Genomic DNA, 17,269 nt, shown 5'->3' with positions numbered 1-17,269 from the left:
GTTTCCGACCCGGTCCAATCCGGTTCATGTTGCAATGTTATGCTGCGTCTGCCTTTACTGGCTCGCCCTTGACGCGCACTTCCGAAATGCCGGTGCGGACGATACGAACGCGAACGCCGTCTGCAATCTCCACTTCGAGTTCCTTGTCGTCAACAACCTTGGTGACCTTGCCGACAAGGCCGCCACCCGTAACAACCTGATCGCCGCGGCGGATCGCCTTCAGCGTTTCTTCGCGCTTCTTGGCCTGCGCACGCTGCGGGCGGATCAACAGGAAGTACCAGACGACCATCAGCGGCACGAACAGGATGATCATTTCAAGGCCAGAGCCGAACGGCGACGCCGCGGTATCGGTGGCAGCCTGGGCAAATGCCGGGGTGGTGAACATGCTAAACTCCTCAAAACATTTCCGGGGGCGGGAATTCCGCCTTTTCTCGGGTGGCCGGACTATAATTATGGTCTTTGCGAATGCAACAGAAACAGCCGGAAACCGTACCGATTCCACTGCCTCATAACCTTTCCGCCCGCAAAAGGCCATGCTAGGCGGCATGCAAGAGATACAGCTCGCAGGTTGCGACGAGGAATTAGGAGGAAAGGCAATGGCCGAAGACTTCAACAACGCCATTCTGACGGAGCTGCGCCGGCTGACGGACGCGATCGACCGGCTCGCCGGACCGGCACCAGCAATCAACGATTGGGACGCGGCTGACTGCTTCGTCTGGTCCCCTGCCCGCCAGCACCTCCAGCCCGTTGCACGACCGAACCGGGTCGCCCTGAAGCTGATCCGTGGTGTAGACCATGTGCGCGATATCCTGCACGAAAACACGGTGCGCTTCGCCGAAGGCTTTCCAGCGAACAACGTTCTCCTCTGGGGCGCGCGGGGCATGGGCAAGTCCTCGCTGGTGAAGGCTGTCCATGAGGATGTCAGGCGTGAGAGCGCCGTATCGTTGAAACTAGTCGAAGTGCATCGCGAAGACATTGCGAGCCTTCCAACACTCCTTGATCTGCTGAAGGATACGCCGCATCGCGTCATCGTCTTCTGCGATGACCTTTCCTTTGATCACGACGACACAGCTTACAAATCGCTGAAGGCAGCGCTTGATGGCGGCGTCGAGGGCCGACCGGATAACGTCCTCTTTTATGCCACCTCGAACCGACGCCACCTCCTTCCCCGTCACATGATGGAGAACGAGCAATCAACCGCGATCAACCCTTCCGAGGCGGTGGAGGAAAAGGTTTCGCTGTCGGATCGGTTTGGTCTTTGGCTCGGTTTCCATAAGTGCAGTCAGGATGACTATCTGGCGATGATCGACGGCTATGCGGACCACTTCAAGCTGCCCATCGATCGCCAGAAGATGCATTCGGAAGCGCTGGAATGGGCTACGACACGCGGCGCGCGCTCTGGCCGCGTTGCCTGGCAGTACATCCAGGATCTCGCCGGCAGAATGCGGATCGCGCTCGATCGCGCCTAATGACAAAAGCCCGGCTTTTCGGCCGGGCTTTTGAGCAATCCTCGGACGCAATACCTATTCGAGGAATGTAATCGGGTTAACCGGGGTCGCATCCTTGCGGACTTCGAAGTGGACCTGCGGCTGCTTGACGTTGCCGCTCATGCCGGACACGGCAACGGTCTGACCGCGCTGGATCTTCTGGCCGCGGGTTACGCTCAAGGTATCGGCATTGCCGTAGACGGTGACGGTACCGTCGTCGTGGCGGACGAGAACCGTGTTGCCGAGTTCCTTCAGACCATTTCCAGCATAGATAACGACGCCGTTTTCCGCGGCCTTGATCGGAGTACCCTGCGGGACGGAAATGTCGATGCCGTCGTTGCGACTTCCGTTGACGTTGGCGCCATAGGCGGCGATGACGGCACCACGAACCGGCCAGCGGTACTTATCGATACCTGTAGCCTCAGGCGCTGCCGATGCGACTTCCTTCTTGGCGGCCTCATCCACAGTCTCGGTCGCGACCGGCGCCTTGTAAGACGCTGGCTGCGCGGCAGCGGTCGTCGTTGCGGCAGCAGGCTGGGCGACAGCTTTCGGTTCCGCCTTCGCCGGAATTGAGGCCGTTTTCATTCCATCCTGCGAAACGCCCGGAAGATTGAGCTCCTGGCCGATACGGATCGAGCCTGCGGAAAGGTTGTTCGCGGCCTTCAAGTCGTCGATGCTGGTGCCGGTCGCCTTGGCGATCTTGGCGAGCGAGTCACCCGGCTTGACAACGTATGTGCCGCCAGAACCCTTCGGTCCCTTGCCCGCACCAGCCGGCACCTTGCCTGCCGGATCGGCATTCGCAACCGACTTGTCTCGGGCCGAATTTGCACCCGGAACGACGGCTACATTCTGCTCCTGCTGCTTGTTCGGCTGGGGCAGCTGCCCGCCCTTGGACAGATCGGTCGCCTGAGCCGATGCTTTGGCGGCATTGCCACCGTTGAGGGTCGGAATCAGGATGATCTGGCCAGGCTTGGCGGCGGCTGCCGTCTTGAAGCCGTTGACGCGAAGGATTTCCTTTTCCGGGACACCGTAACGCTTGGCGAGCGTCGAAACGCTCTCGCCCGGACGGAGGGTTACCGACGGCGCATTGGTTCCCGACCAGCCGGAGACCTTCGGAGTCGTGCCTGTCACGATCGAGTCAGTTGCCGTCTTGGGCGGAACGAGAATGTGTTCGGGCTTCTTCGGTGCTGAAGCTGCAGGGAATGGCTGAGCAAGCGCGACCTGCTTCTCACTAGACGGCGCTATCGGCGCCGTTGCAGAGGGGGCGGCGAGTTCGGAGCGCTGAACGGAGACCGGTGCCGAAGCCATGCGGGCGCTGGAAGCACCATAAGCGGGCTGGACTGGATACGGTTGATTGATGGCCTGGTTGCTTGCCGCGTACCCACCCTGCGCCACATCCCCTTGCGGGACCGGATCTGCCTGCAGACCACTCATGCTCCTGCGCGGAATAGAGTTGGTCGTCATCTGGTCCTGACCGGCGGACGAGAAAAGACCACCAAAACGTGTTACATCTGAACTGCAGCCTGTTGCGGCGCTGGCCAGCAAAGCCGCTATCAGGACATTACCGGCAGACTTGCCCACCCTTGTCGAAAGACTGAAACGCATGACTCGACCCACTGATTAACGCAACCATTCGTGGGTTTATTAAAGCGCGTTAGTATTACCACCCGGTTAAGGTACCGAAATTCGAGAGATTTTTTTGAGAGATTGCTAACCATAGCAACCGGTGATGGCGGATCGCCTTAAAGTTGCGACGCAACGCGCGGCACGATCGGCAGGTAAGGCGTATCGAACAACTCCTCGCGCTCGAAGCGACTACCCGTTTTCGTCAGCCGCACAAGCCGACACTCATTCTCCGAGACCATCAGAGGCGCGATCATCGAGCCGCCGGAGACGAGCTGATCGGTGTAGAACCGTGGCATCGAATTGAAGGCGGCGGTGACGAGAATGCGGTCGAAGGTTCCCTCACCCTGCAGGCCGGCGCTGCCATCGGCCTGGCGGATAATCACGTTCCGGAGGCCGAGGGATTCGATGCGACGCTGCGCGTTGGTGGTGAGTGTCTTGTAGCGGTCGATCGTCAACACGCGCTCAGCCATACGGGCCATCACGGCTGACATGAAGCCGCTACCCGTACCAACTTCAAGCACCCGCTGACCCGGTTTGATCTTCAGATGGTGAAGGACCCTGACTGCAAGATCGACGCCCTCGACAAACGATCCGCATTCGATCGGTATCGTCCGGCTCGAATAGGCTTGCTCGGCAAACTGCGCCGGCACGAATAGAGAGCGCGGGGTCTGCTCGACCGCAGTCAGCAGATCCAGATCAGACACGCCTTCGGCTCGCAGCCTCAAGACGAGCGCCGCAAACCCTTCCTTCTCGACCAGCCGTGTCGTCAAAACACTCTACTCCGTACCTGAAAGCGCCCGCGCCACGCGGTCCCGTACGGAATAATCAGTCAGATCCAGTTTCAAAGGCGTTACCGAAATCTTGCGATGCTTGAGAGCGTGGATATCTGTCCCCTCGAGGAAGGCGCCGGCACGCTCGCCGAACCTCAGCCAATAGTAGGGAAAGCCGCGTCCGTCGGACCTGGCATCGACCTGCAGGTTGAAGGCAAGCTTGCCTTGCGCCGTGACTTCCACCCCCTCGACCTCTTCCGGCCGGCAATTCGGAAAGTTGAGATTCAGGAACGTGCCCTCAGGCAGTTCGAGCGGTATCAACTTGTCGAGAAGCGCGGGTGCATGGGCCTCGCAGACCTCCCAAGGCACTGTCCTTGCGCCGTCCTGATGCAAATAGGCCTGGCTCAGAGCGAACGAGCGAACGCCTTGCATCGTCCCTTCGATGGCGCCCGCGATCGTGCCGGAATAGGTGACATCGTCGGCCACGTTGGAGCCTGAGTTGACGCCCGAAAGCACCAGATCCGGCTTGACGTCCATCACCTGCTTGATGCCCATGATGACGCAGTCGGTTGGAGTCCCGCGCAGCGCGAAATGCTTTTCGGACACCTTCCGCAGCCGCAGCGGCTCGGAAAGGCTCAGCGAATGCGCCAAGCCGCTCTGATCCGTCTCCGGCGCGACAATCCAGACATCGTCGGAGAGCGTGCGCGCAATCCGCTCCAGCGCAGCCAGGCCTTCTGCATGAATGCCGTCGTCGTTGGTGAGCAGAATGCGCATTGGCTCAAGCCGCCCGTTCGATCTTCGTCAAGCCGCCCATATATGGCAGCAGAGCGTCAGGAACAGTCACCGAGCCGTCCTCGTTCAGATAGTTCTCGAGGACCGCGATCAGGCAGCGACCGACGGCGGTACCCGAGCCGTTCAGCGTGTGAACGAATTTGGTTGCCTTGTCCTCCTTGCCGCGATAGCGGGCGTTCATGCGCCGCGCCTGGAAATCGCCGCAGACCGAGCAGGACGAGATCTCGCGGTAGGTGTTCTGGCCCGGCAGCCAAACCTCGAGATCGTAGGTCTTGCGCGCGCCGAAGCCCATGTCGCCGGTGCAAAGCGTCATCGTGCGGAAGTGCAGGCCGAGGCGCTTCAGCACCTCTTCCGCGCAAGCCGTCATGCGCTCGTGCTCGGCAAGCGAGCTCTCGGCATCCGTGATCGAGACCAGCTCGCACTTCCAGAACTGGTGCTGGCGAAGCATGCCCCGCGTATCGCGGCCCGCAGAGCCCGCTTCCGAGCGGAACGACGGCGTCAGGGCCGTGAAGCGGAGAGGAAGCTTCTCCTGCTCGAGAATCTCGCCAGAGACAAGGTTGGTGAGCGTCACCTCGGCGGTCGGGATCAACCAGCGTCCATCCGTCGTCTTGAAGAGATCCTCCGCAAACTTCGGCAACTGGCCAGTACCAAACATGGCGTCGTCACGAACCATCAGAGGCGAGCTGACCTCGGTGTAGCCGTGCTCGTTCGTATGCAGGTCGATCATGAACTGGCCAAGCGCGCGCTCAAGCCGAGCCAACGGACCGGTCAGTACGGTAAAGCGCGAGCCTGAGAGCTTTGCAGCGCGCTCGAAGTCCATGTAGCCGAGTGCCTCGCCGATTTCGAAGTGCTCTTTCGGCGTGTGGTTCCAACGGGGCTTTTCACCGACGATGCGGGCCACGGTATTGTCATGCTCGTCCTTGCCGACCGGCACGTCGTCGTGCGGGACGTTCGGAATGCGCGACAACGCGTCGTTCAGTTCCTCCGTCGCCTGCCGCTCGTCCTCTTCAGCGCTCGGAAGCAACACCTTCAGGTCGGCCACCTCCGCCTTGAGCTTTTCGGCAAGCTCGCTGTTCTTCTGCGCCATCGCCGCGCCGATCTCCTTGGAGGCGCTATTGCGGCGGGACAACATGTCCTGGACCTTCTGGATGGCAGACCGGCGCTTTTCATCGATCGCAATCAGGTTCTCGGACAAAGGCTCGGCACCGCGCTTGGCAAGTGCCGCGTCGAGCGCTTCGGGATTCTCACGGATCCATTTGATATCGAGCATCGTCGTTCCAGGTCGTTGTAAAAAGGGATAGTCCGGTCAAAGCCCGGCTAGGCCTCGACCGGATATTCGGAAAGCGTTCGTTGAGAGAAGTCGCTTAGACGTTGTCCGTCTTGGCAACGTCCGTGGTTTCTTCAGCCTCTTCGACCGCCTCACGGGCACGCTGACGCTCCACGAGTCGCGCTGCGTAGATGGAGATCTCGTAGAGAAGGATGGTCGGCAGTGCAAGACCGATCTGGGACATTGGATCGGGCGGCGTCAGCACTGCGGCAACGACGAACGCAAGCACGATCGCGAACTTGCGCTTTTCCTTGAGCCAATCCGAGGTCAGCAGCCCAACGCGGGCCAGCAGCGTTGTGATGACAGGAAGCTGGAAGACCAAGCCGAACGAGAAGACCAGCGTCATGATGAGGCTGAGATATTCGGAGACCTTCGGAAGAAGCGAGATCGCGACATCGCCTTCTCCCGGCGCCTGCTGCATGGTCAGGAAGAACCACATGACCATCGGCGTGAAGAAGAAATAGACGAGCGAAGCTCCGAGCAAGAACAGGATCGGAGATGCGATCAGAAACGGCAGGAAAGCCGCGCGCTCGTTCTTGTAGAGCCCGGGCGCGACAAACTTGTAGACCTGCGCCGCAATGATCGGGAAGGCAATCACCAGGCCGCCGAACATCGCGACCTTGACCTGCGTGAAGAAGAATTCCTGCGGCGCCGTGTAGATGAGCTGAGCCTTCGACACGTCGAGGTTTGCCCATGTGACCGCCCACTTGTATGGATAGACAAGCACGTTGAAGAGATGCTTGGCGAGCGCAAAGCAGACGATGAAGGCGACGAAAAACGCGCCGATCGACCAGATCAGCCGGGTGCGCAGCTCCATCAGATGTTCGATCAACGGCTGCGGCTTGTCTTCGATCTCACCGCTCATGCATCGTCCTTCTTTTTCTTCGTTGCCGTCTTCTTCGGAACGGCTGTGGCGACGGCCGGAGCCTTCTTGGTTGCTGCGGCCTTTGCAGGCGCCCGCCTCGGCTTCCCGACCGGAACAACGGCGATGGCCGCTGCGGCATCAGCCTTGTCCGCCGCCTTGGCGCGAGGCTTGCGCGCAGCCTTTGGCTTTTCCGCAACGGCAACTCCCGGCATTTCAGCCGCCACCGCAGCTTGAGGCGTGGGAGGCGACATGACTGGAGGCGTTTCAGGCAGGCTCATTGACGGCTCCGGAGTAGCCATCGCGGTCGGCGGAACTTCGGTCTTGTTCTCGACCGTCGTCGCTTTCTGCAGATCTGCCTTGATTTCGTTGCCCATCTGCCGAAGCGGGTTCATGGCGTCGCGCAGACTGTTGACGGGGTTCAGCTTCTGGGCATCGGTCAACGTCTGACGCACCTCGTCCAGATCGGCTTCACGCAGCGCCTCGTCAAACTGAGCGCGAAAATCGCCCGCGACCTTGCGCGCGCGCTGAGTCATCTTGCCGAACGCACGCAGCATCGGCGGCAAGTCCTTGGGACCAACCACCACAATCAGTACGACCGCGATGACAAGCAGCTCGGTCCAGCCAATATCGAACATTCAAGGCTCCTGAGCGGGAAACGTGGGGGCTACGTTTGCCCGGAGGTGATTACTTCGTTTCGTCGGCCTTGTGATCGACGGTCTTGGCAGTCGTGGACTCGGGCGCGTCTTCGTCGTTCATGCCCTTCTTGAAGCTCTTGATGCCCTTGGCAACATCACCCATCAGTTCCGGAATCTTGCCGCGACCAAACAACAACAGCACGATGACCAGAACGATCAGCCAGTGCCACATGCTAAAAGAACCCATTACGCTAACTCCCTGTTACGATGTTTCCAGATGTAAGAGCTTCTTACACCAATTCCAACATCAAAGTTCCCCTTGGATTGTCGCTTAATGTCACGGTATCGGCCTCTGTGACAAGAGATTACACATTCGAAAAACCGTGATCGACATTGTTTTCGCCATGCGTGGCGGAACCATCGCAAATCCGACTAGTCTTCGGACGCGCCGCCCGGCGCTAGCAGGCCGAGTTCCTCGAGATCGAGCTGCGTTATGGGATCTTCGTCCTCGGTCAACTCGTCGTTCATGAGAGGCGATGGTATATTGAAATTGGCCGGTATGCGACCGGACAGCAGTCCCGCGCCCTTCAACTCCTCAAGCCCCGGCAGATCGCGCAATTCTTCCAGGCCAAAATGGTCCAGAAAATCACGGGTGGTGCCGAGAGTGACCGGTCGGCCCGGCGTTCGCCGGCGGCCCCGAAAACGGACCCACCCTGCCTCCATCAGAACATCAAGCGTTCCGCGCGATGTTTGTACGCCTCTGATGTCCTCAATCTCGGCGCGCGTCACCGGCTGGTGATACGCAATGATCGCCAACACTTCCAGCGCCGCTCGCGAGAGCTTTTTCGTCTCGTTCTCATCACGGCGAATGACGAAGGAAAGATCGGCCGCCGTGCGGAAGGCCCATGCGTCATCCACCTGCACGAGATTGACGCCACGGTGTGCATACTGCTCCTTCAGGCGCAGCATGATTTCGCGGACATTGTGCGCGCGAGGCAAGCGGTCTGCAATAAACCCTTCCGATACCGGCTGAGAGGACGCGAATACCAGCGCTTCGGCGATGCGCTCCGCCTCGGCTTCCGCACGGATATCGTCGTCTGAATCTTCCACCATCACGCTATCGATGTGCTCGTCTTCAAGATCGGTCACGCCGGCCGCTCCCTTTCGACCACCTGCAACGTCGCATGCTTCGGACCACGCCGCATATAGAGCGGTTCGAAAGCTCCGTCCTGCCGGATTTCGAGCTTGCCCTCGCGGACGAGCTCGAGGGAAGCCGCGAACGCACTGGCGATCGCCGTCACCCTGTCTTGGGGCGAGGCCATGTAGCGCAGGAGATAAGATTCAAGTGCAGTCCAGTCGCCGATCTCGCCGATGATGCGCGTCAGAAGCTCGCGGGCGTCCGTCAGGGACCAGACATTGCGACGAGCAATTGTCACCTGCGTCACCGCCTGACGTTGCCGAAGCGACGCATAAGCCGTCAGCAGATCGTAGAGGCTCGCGTCGTAGGCCGAGCGATGCCTGTCGGGGATGTGTTCGGGTGCACCTCGAGCAAAGACATCGCGACCCAAGCGGTTCCGGTTGATAAGACCGCTCGCGGCCTCACGCATCGCCTCGAGGCGCTTCAGGCGAAAGGCGAGCGTTGCCGCCATCTCCTCGCCCGAAGGACCATCGTCCTTGGCCTGCTGCGGGATGAGAAGGCGCGACTTCAGATAAGCGAGCCACGCCGCCATCACCAGATAGTCCGCCGCAAGCTCAATCCGGATCCGCCGCGCACTCTCGATGAACTGCAGATATTGCTCTGCCAGAGCGAGTACCGAGATACGGGACAGATCGACCTTCTGGTTGCGGGCAAGATAGAGCAGAAGGTCGAGCGGACCTTCGAAACCAGCGACGTCGATCAGCAGCGCAGGATCGGTGCTCGCACGCTCGGCACCGTTGTCCTGCCACAACCTATCCATCGGCGTTGCCGCCGATTGCGGCCATTCCGTGCCTCTGACCGTACTCACCCTGCCCTGCTCCTTTCGCGATCAGACAGTCGCAAACATCTCGTCGAATTCCGCGCGGATTGCGCTTTCATCGGCCGCATCGGCCGTTGGGAAGCCTCTCAATACCGCTTGCGTACGCTGCAGCGACTGGCCCTGCAAGAGCGGCACGTTTGCAACGACCTGCTGCATCTCGTCCATGTGGCCATTGCAATGCAACACAATATCACATCCACCGGCAATGATGTTGGCCGCGCGCTCGCCGATCGTGCCGGCAAGAGCATTCATCGATGTATCGTCGGAAAGCAACAGCCCGTTGAAGCCGATATGCTGGCGGATAATGCCGTCGATCACTTTGCGCGAGGTGGTAGCAGGACGTTCGGCATCAATGGCCGCAAACACGACATGACACGTCATGGCCATCAACTCGTCCTTCAGGGCGATAAACGGCGGAAAATCGTGCGCCTCGAGTTCCGCGCGTGAAACCGTGACAACCGGCAACTCGTGGTGGGAGTCCGCGAACCCGCGCCCGTGGCCCGGCATATGCTTCATTACGGGCAGAAGGCCACCAGCCTTCAGGCCCGCAGAAGCAGCTCGTCCCATGTCCGTCACCGTCACCGGATCGCCGCCATAGGCACGGTTGCCGATCACGTTGCTGCTACCCTCAACCGGCACATCCAGTACCGGAAGGCAATCCACGTTGATCTCAAGCTTGGAAAGATCGAATGCGTGCAGACGCGACATCAGCCAGGCCGCTCGGAGTCCCTTCTCCCGGTTCTGCCTGTAGATGTCGCCGAGCTGTTGTCCCGAGGGATAATGCTGAAAGATTGGCGGTCGAATGCGCTGGACGCGCCCGCCTTCCTGGTCGATGAGAACGGGTGCGTGCCACCCGACAGCGTCGCGCATTTCCGCAACGAGTTCGCTGATCTGCTTCGGCTCGGAAATGTTGCGCCCGAAAAGAATGAAACCCCAGGGGCGCTCGGCGTTGTAAAACGCCTTTTCTTCGGGAGTGAGGGAAAGGCCGCTACAGCCAAGGATCATTGCTTTCGATTCGGTCATACCCGAATCATAGAGGTGCCGCGCGGAAATACGAGCGGCGTCAACCAGCATTCACAAAAAAAGCGGCGGACCGTCAGGCCCGCCGCTTCGATAACGCGACCAGAAGTTACTTGGAGATAAGGCAACTACCGCCTGCGGCACGGTACTTTTCGCATACGGCCGCAGCTTCATCCTTCGATCCCACCGGGATACGAACGCGATAGAATGTTCCCTTGCCTGCAATCTCGGCCTTGCGGATCTCATAGCTGCGACCGCCAAGCACGCTTGCGAATTTCTTCGAAAGGCTTGCATAGGACTTCTTCGCCTCTTCCTCGGAGGGAAGCGATGCGATCTGGACGCCGTAGCCACCAGCTGCGGCGACCGGTTGAGCCTGTGTCGCAGCCGGCGAAACAGCAGCAACGTCCTTGGGCTTCTGGGCTGCCGGCGCCTCGACGGGCGGGGTAGCAGCTTCGGCGGCCTGCACGGTCGGCCGCTGAGCAGGAGCGGGCGCGGTGTCACTAACAGGGGAGCTCTTCACCGCCCGGACCGGCGGGTCAACGTTGGCGGGCGTCGCTGCGGCGGCCTTGGCCAGCGTGCTCTCCGAAGGAGCCTGTGCCGCCGTAGGCTTGGTTTCTTCAACCGGGGTCGACCGTATGTCTGCAGAAGCGACCTGTGCTGACGCCGGGAAGCTTGCGGCAGATCCACCCGCAGGCTTGGCGCCAGCCGTGATCTTCTGCGTTTGAACCGAAGTAGCCTTCGGCAGGCTTGGAGCAGTCGCTTCCGGAGCCGGCTCTTCCCGGGCAACGAGCGTGCCATCCGGCCGAACAATCATCGTACGAACCTTTCGGGCAGCGACCGAAGGCGCCTGGTTCGCATCGGCGTCATCAGCGGCAGCCGTATCCTGGCTCGGCAACAGGCGCGGATCCTGAGTATCACCGACCGGTGTCGACATCGGCGCTGCGATATCGCCATCATTATCCTCAGGCAGCGTCTCCGGCGTCAGCGTACGCTGCACAACGTCGACCGGCTGCTCGTCACTTGATACCAGGGCCTTCTGCTTCGGCGCTTCGGCGGCCGCACCACCGACGCTGTCGTAGACGGCCTTGTCCTGGTTGGGGACAGTCTTGCCGCCCGGATTCTCAGGCACGACCTTCACAGGGTCCTTGTCCGCGACAATCACGCGCGGCTCACCGGAGGCTATACCGAGACCTCCGTCACGCGCCAGGAACGTATAACCGGCGTAGGCGACGCCACCAAATACCACGATCGCCGCAGCGGCAGCCAGCATCCGCTTCATCGAGCGCGCACGGCTCATGTCCTCAGCTTCGCTGGCCGATTGAATCTGAACCTGCGAGACGTTCTCGCGGCGCTGGACCGGCTCATTGACGCTGCGCCGGAAGTCTTCCTCGAGAGCTCGCTCGAACTCGTCGAAACTCTGCAACGGCGCCTGCTTGGCTACCGGAGCAGCTGTCATCGTGCTCGGCGCTACGGAAATCGGCGCACGAGTACGCCATTCCTCGACGGCAGCCTTCGCCGGTGCTTCAGCCGGCTTCGCCGGAGTGAGGAGATTTGCGATCTCGGCATCAACGTCGAAATCGAAATCGGAGGTCGCAACGACCGGCTCCGGCTGCTCGACCGGCGGCAGCACAGGCACGTGCATCTCTTCGACCGCTTCCGGATGATATTCCGCATCAGAGATCATGGATGGGTCAAACGGGAGGTCATCGCCGGCGTCTGCCGAGAAGGCAGGTGTCGCCGGCTGTCTGGTGACAGCTACCTGTTCGGGGGCCTGTCGGATCACAGAGGCGGGAGCGACCGGAGCGGCTGGCTGGAAGGTAGCGATCGGGGAAGCTGACTGCGGTGCAACGCTGTCGATCTGAACCTGAGATCTTGGCGGCTCGACAGGCTGCGACTGCGCCTTGACCGGATCCGCAAAGTCAAAATCGGCCAGCTCCAGCTCGATACCTTCGAGATCGAGTTCGAAGTCATGACCGGCGAAAGGATCGTCGCCTTCGGGCTCGCTCTTGGCAACTGCGGCAGGCACAGGCTGCGCAACCGGTTTCGGCATCGGAGCAACCACGGGAGTGACCAGGCCGACAGGCTCAGGTGAACGCGGCGTCTCGGCGAGGTCCTCGCCTGGCGCGACCTGACGTTCCGGAACAGGGTATTGCGACACGTCCGCGAGGAGTTCGTCGATATCGAAAGCGATATCGTCGATTTCGGTCGGAGCCGCTTCCGTCAGCGCTGCGTCTGCCTGGACGACGCCATCTTTCGTGGCCGCGGCCAGATCGAAGGCGCTATGATCGATAAGAGGCTCGACAACCGCCGGGGTGGAGGCCGCTTCCGGCTCTTCGTGCCGATCGATCTCAGCAGGGAATCCTGCTGCGACCGGCATTTCAAACGCGGCAACACTCTCCGCCGCATCAACGGTCGGCTCGACCGCAACAGGCGCCGGAGCAACAATCGGCGGTGTCGGTTCATCGCGACGCGCGGGATGGAAGTTTGCGATCGGTAGCCGGATGCTGGCCGCTGACCACTGCGGCGCCTTGGCAGACGGAGCGTCCGGCGTGACCGGAGCCGGCGACGCGCTGATCGACATCTCAAGCTCTTCGATCAGATCGCGAGCGCCGCCTGTGACTGGCTCCGACTGACGGATGGCATTCGACGCCCAGACAGCAGATGTCAGGTTGGAGGCGGCTTCCGGCGACTGGCTAACCGGCTCGACGACAGCCTCGGGCTCGATGGGAAATTCGGGCTCAACCGAAGCAATCGGAGTGACATCGACGTCACCCCCCGGAAGCGCAACCGTTTGCTCGAATGCCGGCTCGGGCATACGATCAAAAGCTGCGACCTGAGGTTCATCGTAGCGCTCAAACTCGCGCAACAACTCATCCTCAAGATTGAACGCTGGCTCCTGCCGGGGCGCATCGTCAACGGTGTTGGCTGCTACTCTCGGTTCGAAGCCGACGATGCGGGCAAGTTCCGCCAAAGGATCATCGTCGGCAAAGAGGTCCGTATTCTTACGCGTGTCATACGCCCGCTGCTTGTCTGCCATACTCATCCCACTCGCAACTGCTAAGGTTTATGCCAGAGCATTGTGGGTAAATGGTGACGCTACCGCATCTCGTCCGGTGCAGCCGTACCCGCAATGGCAAGTCCCGACTTCAAAACCGACGCAACGGCGTACACCAGCCCTAATCTGGCTATACTCGATTCTCGGTTCTTATCGTTAATAAATCGTAAGTCTACTTGATCCTTGCCTTTATTCCAGTGCGCATGGAAAGAACTAGCCAGATCATAGAGGTAAAATACGACGCGATGCGGCTCCTGTGACTGTGCCGCCGACTCAACCAAGCGTGGAAACTCCGCGGCCTTCGCAACCATTTGCAATTCCGCGGGATCCGAGATGCCTGCAACCGCTTTCGCAAGGTCGGCGGGGGTAACATCGAGGTCAGGAAACGCCTCTTTCGCCTGACGGAAAACAGACATGCAGCGCGCATGCGCATACTGCACGTAGAACACCGGATTATCCTTCGACTGCTCCGTTACTTTGGCGAAATCGAAGTCCAGCGGTTCCGAACTTTTCCGGTAGAGCATCATGAAACGAACCGAATCGCGACCGACTTCCTCGACGACATCGCGGAGCGTCACGAAGTCACCCGAGCGCTTCGACATCTTGACCGGCTCGCCGTTGCGGAACAGCTTCACGAGCTGGCAAAGAAGAACCGTCAGCTTTGCCTTACCTTCGGAAACGCCCCGAGCGACAGCCTCCAGGCGTTTCACATAGCCGCCATGGTCGGCACCGAGAACATAGATCATCTCGTTGAAATCACGGTCAAATTTGTTCTTGAAGTAGGCGACGTCAGCAGCGAAATAGGTGTAGGAGCCGTCAGACTTGATCAGCGGCCGATCCATATCATCACCAACTTCCGTGGAGCGGAAAAGCGTCTGTTCGCGATCTTCCCAATCCTCCGGCAGCTGGCCCTTCGGCGGAGGCAGCGTGCCCTTGTAGACGTGCCCCTTGAATGTCAGGTCGTTGATTGCCGTACGGATCGCGGCTGCGCCGTTTGCATGCAGCGTGCGCTCCGAAAAGAAGACATCATGATGCACATTCAACGCATCCAGATCCTCGCGGATCATCGCCATCATCGCGTCGATAGTGCGATCCTTGACGAGCGGCATCCACTGGTCTTCCGGCATGTTGTGCAGCTTTACACCGTAGTCACGGGCCAGTGACTGCCCGACCGGAATGAGGTAGTCGCCCGGATAAAGTCCAGACGGAATCTCTCCGATCTTCTCACCAAGCGCTTCGCGATAACGCAGGAAGACAGAGCGCGCCAGGACGTCGATTTGAGAGCCGGCGTCGTTGATGTAGTATTCCTTTACGACCTCGAAGCCGGCGAAGGAAAGCAGATTGGCCAACGCGTCGCCGACAACAGCGCCGCGGCAGTGGCCGACGTGCATGGGCCCGGTCGGGTTGGCCGATACATATTCGACGTTCACGCGCTTGCCGGCGCCGAGCTCAGAGCGCCCGTAGTCCGTACCAGCCTCGATCATCGAAGCGAGCAGGCGCTGCCAGTAGCCGACGGAGAGCCTGATGTTGATGAAGCCGGGGCCAGCCACCGAGACATCAGCAACGTCGGCGTCTTCCTTCAACTTCTCCGTGATGATCTCCGCGAGAGCGCGCGGATTTGTCCCGAGCGGCTTTGCCAACACCATCGCGGCGTTCGTCGCAACATCACCGTGGCTTGGATCGCGGGGCGGCTCGATCGCGATGCGGCCGAAATCCAGCTCGGATCGCTTCTCCTTGACCAGATCGATCTGTTCAAGGGCGGTTTTAATCCTGGCGTCGAAATCGGTAAAAAGGTTCATCGCACTCTTCCATGCATAGGCTGTGCCACAAGGCATTTGTCCGGTCTTGGCCGGGCGACCGCTGCCTATCGCAAATCCGGAGTGTGGTCAAACAATCGCCTGTGGGCGCTGATCGCGTAGGTGTCGGTCATCCCCGCCAGATAATCGCCCACATGGCGCGCCCTCGCCGCTTCGGCAAGTCCAGCGATATGATCCACCCAATAGTGGCTCTGCATCTCCTGCGGATTGGCCATGTAGGCACCGAAGAGATCAGTCACGATCTGCGCGGCACCGGCACGGATGCGCATGATCTCGGGATGCCGGTAGATGCGTTTGAAAAGCATCGCCTTGATCTGCCGGTCGGTTTCCGACATTTCGTCGGAGAAAGTCGCGATCACCCGATTGGCTTGGCGAACATCCGTCGCGCTTTTCGGCTTGATCTCCGCAAGACCACGCTGGGCAACGGAAATGACGTCCTCGACCATGCGGGTAATCTGGCGGCGCATGATCTCGTGTGTAAAGCGGCTGGCCTCGAGATTTGGGTGGCGCTCCCGCACCTCGGCCATCAGCCCCGCCAGAAACGGGATCTCCTCCAGCATATCGAAGGTCAGGTAGCCGGAGCGAAGCCCGTCGTCGATATCATGCGTATTGTAGGCGATATCGTCGGCGATCGCGGCCACCTGCGCCTCAAGGCTTGCATAGGTATCCAATTCCAGATCGTGGATCTCGCAATAATCCAGGATCGGCTGAGGAACCGGCCCGCGCGTGCCAACACCATCCTTCGTCAGGAGCGGGCCGTTGTGCTTGACGAGACCTTCCAGACTTTCCCACGTCAGATTGATACCGTCGAAATCGGCATAGCGGCGCTCAAGCTTGGTGACGATACGCAACGACTGGGCGTTGTGATCGAAGCCGCCATAGGGCAGCAGAACCTCGTGCAGCGCATCCTCGCCGGTATGGCCGAAAGGCGTGTGGCCAAAATCGTGCACGAGCGCCACGCCTTCCGCGAGGTCCTCATCCAGCCTCAAAGCCCTCGCAAGCGCTCTCGCCACCTGCGCAACCTCGATCGTGTGTGTCAGCCGGGTCCGGTAGTGGTCACCATCCTGGGCGATGAAGACCTGCGTCTTGTGCTTCAATCGCCGAAATGCGGTCGTGTGAACAATGCGGTCGCGGTCACGCTGGAACTCGGAACGAGTTGGGCTGAGATCCTCGGGATAGAGCCTTCCGCGCGTCGCCCAGGGATCGGACGCATAGACCGCCGTGTCGCTGTTGCCGTATCCCAAAGCATGCCTGTCGATCGTCATTCGTCACCGTTGCCCGATATGCAGCCGCCCATTGACGCCGCGTTTCGCTCTTCATACCTATAGAGAGCATAAACGGCAAAGTGATGCTTTCGCAGTCATTTTGCCCGAACCTTCGCTTTCGTGGTATAGAGCGTAAGTAGCTTTGAAATCAGCCGTTTGAAACCAGCGGCTAACAGGTATTCTCTCCGGATCTTGACCCCGGCAGGAGCAAACATGACGGACGTAAGTGTAACCCTTTCCGATGCCGCGGCAAAACGAATCGCGGCAATCGTCGGCACCGAACCCGGGAAGAACGCGTTGCGCGTTTCCGTGGAAGGCGGCGGTTGTTCGGGCTTTTCCTATAAATTCGACCTTGCCGATGATGCGCAGGACGACGACACCATCGTTGAAAAGAACGACGCGAAGGTGCTGATCGATAGTCTCTCACTGGTCTACATGGCCGGATCAGAGATCGACTTCGTCGACAATCTCCTCGGTCAATCCTTTCAGATCAAGAATCCCAATGCGGTTGCAAGCTGCGGCTGCGGCACAAGCTTCTCGATCTAGCCCCTCTCCCAGGTATCCACATCGAACCGGCCGAAGAATTCCTTCC

At 60.1% G+C, this 17,269-nt stretch carries 16 protein-coding genes; 2 read left to right on the top strand and 14 right to left on the bottom strand.

Features of this window, described 5'->3' with window-relative positions; all coding sequences use genetic code 11:
* Nucleotides 1–37: 37 nt before the first annotated feature.
* The gene (gene yajC, locus JNB88_RS06050) at nt 38–385 is read right to left on the bottom strand and encodes a preprotein translocase subunit YajC (protein ID WP_037127562.1); all 348 of its coding nucleotides are present in this window, start codon (nt 383–385) and stop codon (nt 38–40) included.
* Nucleotides 386–596: 211 nt separating this feature from the next.
* On the opposite strand from yajC, the gene JNB88_RS06045 reads away from it, so the two are divergent.
* Nucleotides 597–1,469: an ATP-binding protein gene (locus JNB88_RS06045; protein ID WP_220354660.1), complete on the top strand. Its 873-nt coding sequence runs from the start codon at nt 597–599 to the stop codon at nt 1,467–1,469.
* A 54-nt stretch (nt 1,470–1,523) separates the two neighbouring features.
* Here the strand turns inward: JNB88_RS06045 and JNB88_RS06040 are convergent, their stop codons facing one another.
* From JNB88_RS06040 to JNB88_RS05980, 13 genes are all read right to left on the bottom strand, one after another.
* Complete coding sequence (locus JNB88_RS06040; RefSeq protein WP_220354659.1) at nt 1,524–3,092, bottom strand: peptidoglycan DD-metalloendopeptidase family protein; 1,569 nt, start codon at nt 3,090–3,092, stop codon at nt 1,524–1,526.
* Between the two features lie 137 nt (nt 3,093–3,229).
* Nucleotides 3,230–3,883 carry a protein-L-isoaspartate(D-aspartate) O-methyltransferase gene (locus tag JNB88_RS06035; RefSeq protein ID WP_220354658.1) on the bottom strand — a complete coding sequence of 218 codons (654 nt, stop codon included), beginning with the start codon at nt 3,881–3,883 and terminating at the stop codon, nt 3,230–3,232.
* 6 nt (nt 3,884–3,889) lie between these two features.
* On the bottom strand, nt 3,890–4,657 hold the full coding sequence (gene surE, locus JNB88_RS06030; RefSeq protein ID WP_220354657.1) for a 5'/3'-nucleotidase SurE: 768 nt from the start codon (nt 4,655–4,657) through the stop codon (nt 3,890–3,892).
* A gap of 4 nt (nt 4,658–4,661) precedes the next feature.
* The gene (gene serS / locus JNB88_RS06025; protein ID WP_220354656.1) at nt 4,662–5,945 is read right to left on the bottom strand and encodes a serine--tRNA ligase; all 1,284 of its coding nucleotides are present in this window, start codon (nt 5,943–5,945) and stop codon (nt 4,662–4,664) included.
* A gap of 94 nt (nt 5,946–6,039) precedes the next feature.
* A complete protein-coding gene (gene tatC / locus JNB88_RS06020; protein WP_037127551.1) occupies nt 6,040–6,867 on the bottom strand; it encodes a twin-arginine translocase subunit TatC in 828 nt (275 codons plus the stop codon).
* Complete coding sequence (gene tatB / locus JNB88_RS06015; RefSeq protein ID WP_220354655.1) at nt 6,864–7,502, bottom strand: Sec-independent protein translocase protein TatB; 639 nt, start codon at nt 7,500–7,502, stop codon at nt 6,864–6,866. Before tatB ends, tatC begins: the two co-directional genes overlap by 4 nt.
* 49 nt (nt 7,503–7,551) lie before the next feature.
* Nucleotides 7,552–7,749 (bottom strand): twin-arginine translocase TatA/TatE family subunit, encoded by a 198-nt coding sequence (locus JNB88_RS06010; protein ID WP_007532194.1) that lies wholly within the window; start codon nt 7,747–7,749, stop codon nt 7,552–7,554.
* Between the two features lie 185 nt (nt 7,750–7,934).
* The gene (gene scpB / locus JNB88_RS06005) at nt 7,935–8,615 is read right to left on the bottom strand and encodes an SMC-Scp complex subunit ScpB (protein WP_220354705.1); all 681 of its coding nucleotides are present in this window, start codon (nt 8,613–8,615) and stop codon (nt 7,935–7,937) included.
* A 32-nt stretch (nt 8,616–8,647) separates the two neighbouring features.
* On the bottom strand, nt 8,648–9,508 hold the full coding sequence (locus tag JNB88_RS06000; RefSeq protein WP_220354654.1) for a segregation and condensation protein A: 861 nt from the start codon (nt 9,506–9,508) through the stop codon (nt 8,648–8,650).
* 21 nt (nt 9,509–9,529) lie between these two features.
* Complete coding sequence (gene nagZ / locus JNB88_RS05995; RefSeq protein WP_220354653.1) at nt 9,530–10,543, bottom strand: beta-N-acetylhexosaminidase; 1,014 nt, start codon at nt 10,541–10,543, stop codon at nt 9,530–9,532.
* A 106-nt stretch (nt 10,544–10,649) separates the two neighbouring features.
* The gene (locus tag JNB88_RS05990; protein ID WP_220354652.1) at nt 10,650–13,577 is read right to left on the bottom strand and encodes an SPOR domain-containing protein; all 2,928 of its coding nucleotides are present in this window, start codon (nt 13,575–13,577) and stop codon (nt 10,650–10,652) included.
* A 59-nt stretch (nt 13,578–13,636) separates the two neighbouring features.
* Nucleotides 13,637–15,394: an arginine--tRNA ligase gene (gene argS / locus JNB88_RS05985; RefSeq protein ID WP_220354651.1), complete on the bottom strand. Its 1,758-nt coding sequence runs from the start codon at nt 15,392–15,394 to the stop codon at nt 13,637–13,639.
* A 65-nt stretch (nt 15,395–15,459) separates the two neighbouring features.
* Nucleotides 15,460–16,677, bottom strand: a complete 1,218-nt coding sequence (locus JNB88_RS05980; protein ID WP_220354650.1) for a deoxyguanosinetriphosphate triphosphohydrolase — start codon at nt 16,675–16,677, stop codon at nt 15,460–15,462.
* Between the two features lie 213 nt (nt 16,678–16,890).
* On the opposite strand from JNB88_RS05980, the gene erpA reads away from it, so the two are divergent.
* Nucleotides 16,891–17,223, top strand: a complete 333-nt coding sequence (gene erpA / locus JNB88_RS05975; RefSeq protein WP_220354649.1) for an iron-sulfur cluster insertion protein ErpA — start codon at nt 16,891–16,893, stop codon at nt 17,221–17,223.
* Nucleotides 17,224–17,269 lie beyond the last annotated feature (46 nt).

This window comes from Rhizobium cauense, from assembly GCF_019511525.1.
Taxonomy (GTDB): domain Bacteria; phylum Pseudomonadota; class Alphaproteobacteria; order Rhizobiales; family Rhizobiaceae; genus Rhizobium; species Rhizobium cauense.
This window is presented reverse-complemented; position numbering and strand designations above follow the sequence as displayed.

Excerpts from the sequence above, each read along its gene's own strand:
- erpA (WP_220354649.1), top strand. The coding sequence starts at position 16,891 with ATGACGGACGTAAGTGTAACCCTTTCCGATGCCGCGGCAAAACGAATC.
- JNB88_RS05980 (WP_220354650.1), bottom strand. The coding sequence starts at position 16,677 with ATGACGATCGACAGGCATGCTTTGGGATACGGCAACAGCGACACGGCG.
- JNB88_RS06045 (WP_220354660.1), top strand. The coding sequence starts at position 597 with ATGGCCGAAGACTTCAACAACGCCATTCTGACGGAGCTGCGCCGGCTG.
- serS (WP_220354656.1), bottom strand. The coding sequence starts at position 5,945 with ATGCTCGATATCAAATGGATCCGTGAGAATCCCGAAGCGCTCGACGCG.
- tatC (WP_037127551.1), bottom strand. The coding sequence starts at position 6,867 with ATGAGCGGTGAGATCGAAGACAAGCCGCAGCCGTTGATCGAACATCTG.
- JNB88_RS05990 (WP_220354652.1), bottom strand. The coding sequence starts at position 13,577 with ATGGCAGACAAGCAGCGGGCGTATGACACGCGTAAGAATACGGACCTC.
- nagZ (WP_220354653.1), bottom strand. The coding sequence starts at position 10,543 with ATGACCGAATCGAAAGCAATGATCCTTGGCTGTAGCGGCCTTTCCCTC.
- tatB (WP_220354655.1), bottom strand. The coding sequence starts at position 7,502 with ATGTTCGATATTGGCTGGACCGAGCTGCTTGTCATCGCGGTCGTACTG.
- argS (WP_220354651.1), bottom strand. The coding sequence starts at position 15,394 with ATGAACCTTTTTACCGATTTCGACGCCAGGATTAAAACCGCCCTTGAA.
- JNB88_RS06010 (WP_007532194.1), bottom strand. The coding sequence starts at position 7,749 with ATGGGTTCTTTTAGCATGTGGCACTGGCTGATCGTTCTGGTCATCGTG.
- yajC (WP_037127562.1), bottom strand. The coding sequence starts at position 385 with ATGTTCACCACCCCGGCATTTGCCCAGGCTGCCACCGATACCGCGGCG.
- scpB (WP_220354705.1), bottom strand. The coding sequence starts at position 8,615 with ATGGTGGAAGATTCAGACGACGATATCCGTGCGGAAGCCGAGGCGGAG.
- JNB88_RS06040 (WP_220354659.1), bottom strand. The coding sequence starts at position 3,092 with ATGCGTTTCAGTCTTTCGACAAGGGTGGGCAAGTCTGCCGGTAATGTC.
- surE (WP_220354657.1), bottom strand. The coding sequence starts at position 4,657 with ATGCGCATTCTGCTCACCAACGACGACGGCATTCATGCAGAAGGCCTG.